Source organism: Protofrankia sp. CiP1_Cm_nod1, assembly GCF_920888515.1.
Taxonomy (GTDB): Bacteria; Actinomycetota; Actinomycetes; order Frankiales; family Frankiaceae; genus Protofrankia.
In genome coordinates this window covers 5662-13964 of sequence record NZ_CAKKTM010000151.1, presented here as the reverse complement: position 1 = coordinate 13964, position 8303 = coordinate 5662, and the positions used below count along the sequence as shown (strand labels likewise).

At 68.8% G+C, this 8303-nt stretch carries 8 protein-coding genes; 5 read left to right on the top strand and 3 right to left on the bottom strand.

From position 1 onward, the window contains the following. From NBX02_RS07585 to NBX02_RS07575, 3 genes are all read left to right on the top strand, one after another. Nucleotides 1-197, top strand: a 197-nt coding sequence (locus NBX02_RS07585) for a hypothetical protein (protein WP_250290598.1), incomplete at its 5' end; no start/stop codon positions are given. A gap of 21 nt (nt 198-218) precedes the next feature. Further along, nucleotides 219-773 carry a DUF308 domain-containing protein gene (locus tag NBX02_RS07580; protein WP_250283972.1) on the top strand — a complete coding sequence of 185 codons (555 nt, stop codon included), beginning with the start codon at nt 219-221 and terminating at the stop codon, nt 771-773. A gap of 225 nt (nt 774-998) precedes the next feature. After that, on the top strand, nt 999-1592 hold the full coding sequence (locus NBX02_RS07575) for an alpha-ketoglutarate-dependent dioxygenase AlkB (protein WP_250283970.1): 594 nt from the start codon (nt 999-1001) through the stop codon (nt 1590-1592). Nucleotides 1593-1672: 80 nt separating this feature from the next. Here the strand turns inward: NBX02_RS07575 and NBX02_RS07570 are convergent, their stop codons facing one another. Beyond that, nucleotides 1673-2431, bottom strand: a complete 759-nt coding sequence (locus NBX02_RS07570; protein ID WP_250283968.1) for an SOS response-associated peptidase — start codon at nt 2429-2431, stop codon at nt 1673-1675. Between the two features lie 312 nt (nt 2432-2743). After that, entirely contained in the window at nt 2744-3367 is a 624-nt protein-coding gene (locus NBX02_RS07565; RefSeq protein WP_250283966.1) for a M50 family metallopeptidase, read from the bottom strand. A gap of 370 nt (nt 3368-3737) precedes the next feature. Here NBX02_RS07565 and NBX02_RS07560 point away from each other — a divergent pair, with 370 nt between their 5' ends. Both NBX02_RS07560 and NBX02_RS07555 read left to right on the top strand, forming a co-directional pair. Continuing rightward, nucleotides 3738-4484 carry a lysophospholipid acyltransferase family protein gene (locus NBX02_RS07560; protein ID WP_250283964.1) on the top strand — a complete coding sequence of 249 codons (747 nt, stop codon included), beginning with the start codon at nt 3738-3740 and terminating at the stop codon, nt 4482-4484. Nucleotides 4485-5269: 785 nt separating this feature from the next. Next, nucleotides 5270-6055, top strand: coding sequence for a FadR/GntR family transcriptional regulator (locus tag NBX02_RS07555; RefSeq protein ID WP_250290595.1), 786 nt, complete (start codon nt 5270-5272; stop codon nt 6053-6055). A gap of 893 nt (nt 6056-6948) precedes the next feature. Here NBX02_RS07555 and NBX02_RS07550 read toward each other — a convergent pair. Then, on the bottom strand, nt 6949-8268 hold the full coding sequence (locus tag NBX02_RS07550) for an FAD-dependent oxidoreductase (RefSeq protein WP_250283960.1): 1320 nt from the start codon (nt 8266-8268) through the stop codon (nt 6949-6951). Between the last annotated feature and the right edge of the window lie 35 nt (nt 8269-8303).

The following is an 8303-nucleotide window of genomic DNA, read 5'->3' as shown; positions in this document are numbered from 1 at the left end:
CCCGGCCGGAGCCGCCCGCCGGCCGGGCCAGCGCGCGGCGGACGGGCACGGCACGAACGGCCGGGACACCGTTCGCCCTGAGCAGCGGAGCAGCGGAAAGACGCCGTGGCGCCGGGGAGCGGGAGCCGCCCAGGGCCGGCATCGAGGACTGGCGGCGCCCGGCGCGGGGAACCACTTGTCCAGGTCGGAAGGTATGAGCGACCCTGGAGATGACAATCATGATGACGACGGCAGAGACGCACCGTCACCACGGCGGAGCTTCGGGCACGGTCTGGATGGCAGGGCTCTTCCTGGGAATCGCGGTGACGGTTCTCGGCGCGCTCCTGGTCGCCCATCCCTTCGCCGCCGCGCGCACACTGGCGATCCTGATCGGTGTCGGGCTGGTGCTGGCCGGAATCATGGACATGGCCGCGACGACCCGTGCGGGTGAGGACGCCTCCGCTCTCTTCGGTGTCCTGCTCGTGATCGGCGGGATCGTCGCACTCGCCTGGCCGGGTGTCACCTTGTGGACACTGGCCCTCATCGTCGGTATCTGCCTGCTGGTGGCCGGTGCCGTGCGTGTCGCCATGGCCGGCTACGCGCACGGGCACGGACGCCCATGGGGGTGGGGCCTGTTCATCGGTCTCCTGGCGATGGGCATCGGCATTCTCGCCCTGGTGTGGCCGTCGGCCACCGTCTTCATCCTGGCGGTGATATTCGGGATCGAGCTGATCGTGCACGGCGTCGCACAGATCACGCGCGCTCTTGCGGTCCGCCGGGAGTCGCGAGCCTGATACCCAGGACCCGGATCGCCGGCCCGGCCGGCTCGGGCGGAGCCGGCCGGCTTCCACCGACATTCCCGGGCGGGGATCGCCGGGCACCGGCAGCGCTTGTGGCCGCGGCCAGAGCCGCTCCGGTCATCCGTGTTGCCAGAGCGCGGGGCCACCGGGACATCGCCCCCGGTGGCCGGCCTGCCCGACACGCTCGATATCGAACATATGTTCGGGTATCGTACTTCTATGCCCCTCCAGTGCAGCCTGTTGACCATCGGTGATCCCGAGGTCACTACCAGCCCGGCATTCAGCCGTATCCACCTCGATGGGACGTCGTGGGCCGACGTGGCACCCGGGTGGCTGCGCGGCGCCGACGACCTTTACGAGACCCTCGCCAGCGAGGTCCCGTGGCGGCAGGGCCGACGGTGGATGTACGAGCGCATGGTCGACGATCCACGGCTGTCACGGTGGTACAAGGCCGCCGAACCCCTCCCCCATCCCATCCTGGCTACTATACGTAGCTCTCTGTGCGCGCATTATCAGGTGCCGTTCGGCTCGGTCGGGCTCAACTTCTACCGGGACGGTGACGACAGCGTCGCGTTCCACCGCGACCGTGAGCTGCGCAGGCTCGGCAACACTCTGATCGCGATCGTGACGCTGGGGGCACGGCGTCCCTTCCGGCTCCGTCCACGCGGTGGTGGCGCCGGCCGGACGCTGCTCCCCGCGTCCGGAGATCTTCTGGTGATAGGCGGCCGCTGCCAGGCCGACTGGGAGCACGCGGTCCCGAAAGTCGCTTCCTGCGGCCCGCGGATCAGCGCGTCCTGGCGGTGGGCCGCGTGAGGGGTCTCCTCGTCAGCTTCAGAACGCTCTCACCGGCGCGCCTGGAGCGCGTCATCCGGCGGATGGCCCATGGACGGAAGTCACTCACGGTCGACCGGGGCCGCACCGGAGCGGGCGGCCCGCGAGCCCACGCCGTCCCCGTCGCCGGCCGGGGTGACCGGCTCCAGCAGATGCGGGCCGTTGTTACGCACGTTGCCGACCTGGGTGTCGACCGGGTAGGCGCGCAGCACTCCGGCTGGCGCGGGTCCGAGCATGCTGGTCAGCACCGCCGGATCGGCCAGGGCAGGATCAAGCCAGTGCGACCAGTCCGCCGGAGGAAGGACGACCGGCGAGCGTGGATGCAGGGACTCCAGACCGGCCGGCGCCGTAGTGGTGATGATGGTGAAGGTCGCGAGCGTGCCGCCCGTGGGCGGACGCCACAGCTCGTACAGTCCCGCGAGCGCGGCGAGTTCGCCGTCGACCGGGCGTACCAGGTACGGCTGCGCGCGCCGGGCCTCCTTGGTCCGCTGCCACTCGTAGTAACCCGTGATCGGGACGAGGCAGCGGCGGGCCCGCAGCGCGGCACGGAACGCGGGTTTGGCCGCCACGGTCTCCGCCCTGGCATTGATCATTTTGTTGCCGATGGCGGCGTCCTTGGCCCACGAGGGCACCAGGCCCCAGCGCGCCAGCCGCAGCCGGGGAGCCGGTGTCGGCTGCTGGCCCGGCGGGATGACGACCACCGGCGCCGAAGCGGTCGGCGCGACGTTGAAATTCGGTTGTACGCCGCCTGTCTCGTCACGCGCGGAGAACGACTCTGCGAGCTGCTGCCCACCCAGGGCGTTGGCGTAGCGACCGCACATGTGTTCGTAGTGTGCCAGACAACCACCCGTACCGCATGGCCTCCGCTGGTGCCCGCCCGACCTCTGGCGGGCGCCGGCGGCAACCGCCCACCGAGGCCGTGCCCATCAGAGCCGTGCCTGCCAGAGCCGTGCCCACCAAAGCTGTGTCTGCCGAAACCATGTCCGCCAAGGGCACGCCTGCCGGGAGCCCGGCTCCCGGGAGCCGGGCGTGGAGCACGGTATGCCCGCGCCACACAGTCACCGCACGGGCCACCACCACACGGACCGTTGCCGTCCGGACCGTTGCCGTCCGGGCGGCCGTCACACGGGCTGCTACCGCACGAGCCATTCGGCCGACATGACAAGGCAGAACAGGGAGACGAAGGCGAAGAACAGCACCCACAGCCCCGCGGGCATGCCGGTCAGCCGGGCCAGCTGATCCGGATCCGACGTCGGCGCACGTCCCCGGCTGCGGGTCCGCTGCACCTCGATGATCGGCCGCAGCCCACCGAAGAGGAGGAACCAGGTGATGGACATGGCGAACAACTGCTGGGGACGCTCCGAGGCCAGGACCGACACGGCCACGACGGTCCCGATGCTGAGCACGATGGACAGCACGCCGAAGGCGTTGCGGATGGCGACGAGCACCCCCAGGAGCAGGACGACACTCAGCCGCAGCATCAGGCTCACCTGATCGACCGCGAGCAGGGCGGCGGCGCCGAGGCCGAGCAACGAGGGCGTGATGTAGCCGGCCGCGACCGTGACGACGACGCCCGGCCCGGTCGGCCGCCCGGCCGACACGGTCACACCGGACGTGTCGGAATGCAGCCGGATACCACCGAGCCGCCGGCCGCTGCCGACCGCGGCCAGCGCATGCCCTCCCTCATGAGCAATGGTGATCACATGCCGGGCCAGCGGCCACAGCCGGCTGTCGAGCACCACGACAAAGGCGATCACAGCACCTACCAGCGCCGTCCAACGCGGCGGATCCCCCGAGCTGAGCAGATGCGTCCACTCGTCAGGCGTCGTACGTCTCCTATCCGATCGTGTCCAACCGGTACCGCTGACGGCCCCTGGGATGCCGATGTAGCTGATGCCGATGTGGCTGATGCCGATGTGGCTCAGGTGGAGCTGAGTATGCAATGCTGCGGAGAACGATCGTCGAGTGCCTGTCCGACACGGCCTGCCCGCCCTTCCGGCATGGTCTCCCGGCGGCTCGCGACGACTCACGGTACGATCGGCCAGCTACTTTTCGTGGCCGATCGAAATCGATCATCCCAACGTGACACAGTTGGGACAACACAGATAGGCGGGAGGTCAGGAGCGGGTGGCGGAACTCGTCTACAAGCCAGTGATCCGCTTCGCGCTCGGCTTCTTCAAGGCGCTCGATCTCAGGCTCGACGTCCGAGGCCAGGAGCACATACCGGCCACAGGCGGATGCGTCGTCGTCATCAACCACGTCTCCTACCTGGACTTTGCCCTCGCCGGCGTCCCGTTCTGGCGCTCCCACCGACGCCTGGTCCGCTTCATGGCCAAGCACGACGTCTTCTCCCACCCGATCGCCGGGCCCCTCATGCGCGGGATGCGCCATATTCCCGTGGACCGGTCGGCGGGCGCGGGGTCCTACCACCACGCGGTGGCGGCGCTGCGGGCCGGCGAGCTCGTGGGGATCTTCCCCGAGTCGACGCTCAACCGCAGCTTCTGCCTCCAGCCCTTCAAGACCGGGGCGGCTCGGATGGCCGTCGAAGCCAATGTCCCGGCGCTGCCGATGGCCGTCTGGGGCAGCCAGCGCATTCTGACCAAGGGGCGGCCGCGCAACTTCCGTGCCGCGCGCGGCGCCACGGTCTCGATCGTCGTCGGCGAACCGATCCCGCCCGCCGAGCTCGCACCCGCGGCGGCCGGCACCCAACTGCTCTCGGATGCCGTGTTGAAACTGCTGACCGATGCCCAGCGTGACTACCCACCGCCACTCCCGGGTGAATCGCCATGGTGGCTGCCGGCCCATCTCGGTGGCAGCGCGCCCACACCCGAGACGGTCGCCCGGGAGCAGGCCGAGTCACGCGACAAGAAGTAACGTCCCTTATACGACATCCGCGGAGACGCGAAGGTGTCTGGATCTTCCTGGAACAGCCCGAAAACACATCCGTTCCCATACCGGAAACGTCGCACCGTCAGCACATCCGAAGCGACACGAACACTTTCACCCGGTAACGTCGGAGATCCGCCTGCCCGGCAGGCCGGTACGCCAGCCGCGAGCTGAGCGGCCCCCCATCACTAATCGATCAGTCAAAAAACCCGATTCAGGCAACCCGGAGCCATCGGACAGTCACTAAACCTACCGATACCCAACGGGTTGACTTTTAAGTCACGACTGACATCTACGGAAAGAGCTGTCCCGAAGGCGACAGGCGACGGCGCACGCTTCACCTGGCCAACCGCTCACCTGGCCAACCGCGTCCCAGATGTCAACAACGGTGGCATGTCCCAATGGCGACAGCCAATGACGAGCGGGGCCACGGGCTGCAGCCGGCCCGGCGACAGGCGTCTGCGTCCCGGCCGAGCTTATAGCACGGGGCCAAAAGTAGCTGGGCGAAGGGTACTCCGGGGATTTCAGCACCACGACCGTCCAGCCCATGCCGGTGGCCCACGGGCACTCCTGGACAAGGCAAAGGCTACTGTCGGACAACATCCAGACCCCAAATGTGTCAAGGCTCTCTAGGGAGACCGGACGACCCATTGGTAACCTCAAGCACCAACAACATTTGTACTACCCCACTTGGTTCACCGGTTCCACGTTTATACAGACCTACCTGTTCGTCGTCGACGGAGGCGCCCACGATGGCTGTACAAGAGCTGGCGATGCCTGCTGCTAGCAGGGTCGGCACGGTGGTCGCGATCGGGCAGCAGGTCCGGGTCCCGAAAACCGCCGAACTCGTCGCGGCACACCTTCGCCGCCGCATCGTGCGGGGAGAGCTCGTGGAGGGCGATGCCCTCCCACCCGAGGCCACCCTCATGGAGCAGTTCGGGGTCTCCCGGCCGACGCTGCGCGAGGCCTTCCGGGTCCTGGAATCCGAAGCCCTGATCACGGTCAGGCGCGGCGCGCATGGTGGCGCGCGCGTACACATCCCGAACGGGGACATCGCGGCCCGCTACGCCGCGTTGGTCCTGGAATACCGCGGGACGACCCTTGCCGACATCCACCAGGCCCGCGCTGTGATCGAACCACCGTGCGTGGCGTTGCTGGCGGAGAATCGCGCCCAGGAAGACCTGGACAAGCTCCGGCTGGCGGTGAGCGAGACAGCGGCCGCCGTCAGCACCGACGACCCGGGCCAGTACCTGCAGGCCGATCTCGCCTTCCACGTCCTGCTGGTCAAGCTTGCCGGGAACACGACGCTGTCGGTGCTGTCAGGGATGCTGCGTCACATTCTCGATCTCGCGACGCTGTCCCACCCAGGCCCGGAACGCAGCGCCGAACAGCGGCTCGCCAGCCGTCGGCGCCTCCTGGAGCACGAGCGGGTCGTGGACCTCATCGAGGCACGTGAGGTCAGGGCCGCGGAAGAGCTGTGGCGCGCGCACCTGCTGGAAACCAGTCAGGATCTGACCAACGGCCCGGTCGCCACAACCGTGCTCGACCTGCTCGGCTGACCCGGCGAGGTCGTCGGTACCACGGCTGCTGGTCCGTTCGCGGCCCGGGCAACCGGGCCTGCCACGGCCCAACCCGCCTGCCACGGAATACGGATCTCGCACACGAGAAAAAGATCTCGTCATTTTCGGTCGACAGCCGAATAGGGCATATCATTTATCTGTTTTTGCGAGAATCGGCTACCGATGGGCCGACGGAAGCCGTCCCGGAACGAGACGGCTGTCGCATGTCGTCACAGTTGGGGTGAGCTGTTCGCCCGTTCCAGCGCGGCCGCCCGCGTCTCGAAGGGGCCATCGGCGAGCAGGCCGACAAGCGACCAGCGGACGGCCCACCAGCGGTGTCCCTCATCACAGACAACCTGGGCGGCATTACCGGGACAACGGATCGGATCAGCCTGGGCCCGCCGACGACCGGTAACGCTCCGATGCCTGAAAGATGAATAGTGCAGCGCCGTCAATGGTCCGTCCACTCCTCGGTGCGCGGTGCCCGGTCATTCGACCATCCACCGACGGTGCGGCCCCACGCCACACCACTCAGGCAGAGTTGCATCCATCACCGGTGTTGTCAAAACACGTACCGTATCCACGCTATGACACCGACAGCTTCAGCCCGACACACATTGCCGCCGGTATTCATATGAACACAAAGCAAATTGGATATACCATGACCGGCAGGCAGGTCAGGAACGGCATTCCCACGTCGCGAAACCCGCGGGAATCCGCCGTCCAGATGATCGGCCGGCCCGAGAGCCGGGCCGCCGCGCGAGGACAGGGCCCGAACGGAAGCACACTCGATCACCCAGCCCGAGAAACCGGCTGGCACACGGGGCTGGAGCCCGGACAGGAGCGGAGCCAGCCGGCCAACTGGCCCGTCGTAGTAGGCGCCCGGGCGCGGATCAGCGTAGCGGGTCGAAAGGCTCGAGTTCCACCGGCAGGCGGCCGGTGACAAGCGCCTGCGCCACCAGCTGTCCGCTGACCGGCCCCAACGTGATGCCCCACATACCGTGCCCACCGGCCACGAACAGCCGTGGGGATGTCGTCCGACCGATCACCGGGAGACCGTCCGGCGTGCAGGGACGTGAGCCAACCCATTCCTGCCGCCGGGAGGTCAGCTCCACACCGGCCAGCAGGGGGCGGACCGCGTCGACGATCGCGGTGATGCGACGCTGGTCCAGCGGCGCCCGAGGCTCCCGGAACTCCATCATCCCGGCGATGCGCAACCGGTCACCCAACGGCGTACAGGCCACCCGCTGGGCCGGGAAGTACAGCGGGCCCGCGGGCACGGTGTGAGCCGCCACGCTGAAGCTGTACCCTCGCCCCGCCTGCACTGGGAGACGGACCCCGAACGGGCGGGCGAGCTCGCTCAGCCACGCGCCACTGGCGACGACGACCGCGTCGAACAGTGCGCTGTCCCCCGTCGAGAGCTCCAGGGCCATGTCGGTGCCACGGTCACGGATCCCGCGGACGCCGACGCCCTCCCGCAGCTCACCGCCGCGCGCCCGGACGCTGTCGGCGAGCGCCGCCACGAAACGCCCCGGGTCGCAGAAACGCTGGCCGTCGATGCGGACCGCGGCGTTGATCTCGTCGGTCAACGCCGGTTGCAGGGCCCGCGCCTGCGCGCCGCCGAGCAGCTCGAAGTCGACCTTCTGGCCCGCCGTGCGGATCTCGGCGAGTTCGGTGACCAGCGTCTCCCGCTCACGCGCGCTGCGGTAGCAGGCCAGGAACGGCTCGGCCGGGGACGTCGACACCCGTACTCCCCCGGCAGCAAGCTGGTCGAAGGCCTCGAACGCCCTGCGGTTGACCGGCGCGAGGTGTTCCATCGCCGCCCGCCAGCGCCGCGCCGTGCTGTTGCGGGCGAACCCGGCGAGGAAGCGGGCCAGACGCGGATCCGCGCGCGGCGGCACGTACACCGGGGACGCCGGGCTCACCACGGCGCGGACGCCGTAACGCAGCACCGCCGGTTCCGGCAGCGGTGTGGCCAGGCTCGGTGTGACCCACCCCGCGTTGCCCCAGGACGAGCCGGCCGCGACATGCTCACGTTCGAGCACCGTGACCTGGGCCCCATGCTCCTGCAGGAACCACGCGGTGGACAGGCCGACCATGCCGGCACCCACGACCCCCACCCGCTCGGGCGCGCGGTACCGGGACCCGATGACAGCGCTGGCCGCCGGGACGGTCACCGAGCCGGAGGAACGACCGTCAGAACGGTTGGTCACGCCACCTCACCACCCTCGCTGTCCTGACACCCTCA

Coding starts and splice junctions, on each gene's coding strand:
- NBX02_RS07570 (WP_250283968.1), bottom strand. CDS start 2,431: ATGTGCGGTCGCTACGCCAACGCCCTGGGTGGGCAGCAGCTCGCAGAG.
- NBX02_RS07580 (WP_250283972.1), top strand. CDS start 219: ATGATGACGACGGCAGAGACGCACCGTCACCACGGCGGAGCTTCGGGC.
- NBX02_RS07575 (WP_250283970.1), top strand. CDS start 999: ATGCCCCTCCAGTGCAGCCTGTTGACCATCGGTGATCCCGAGGTCACT.
- NBX02_RS07555 (WP_250290595.1), top strand. CDS start 5,270: ATGCCTGCTGCTAGCAGGGTCGGCACGGTGGTCGCGATCGGGCAGCAG.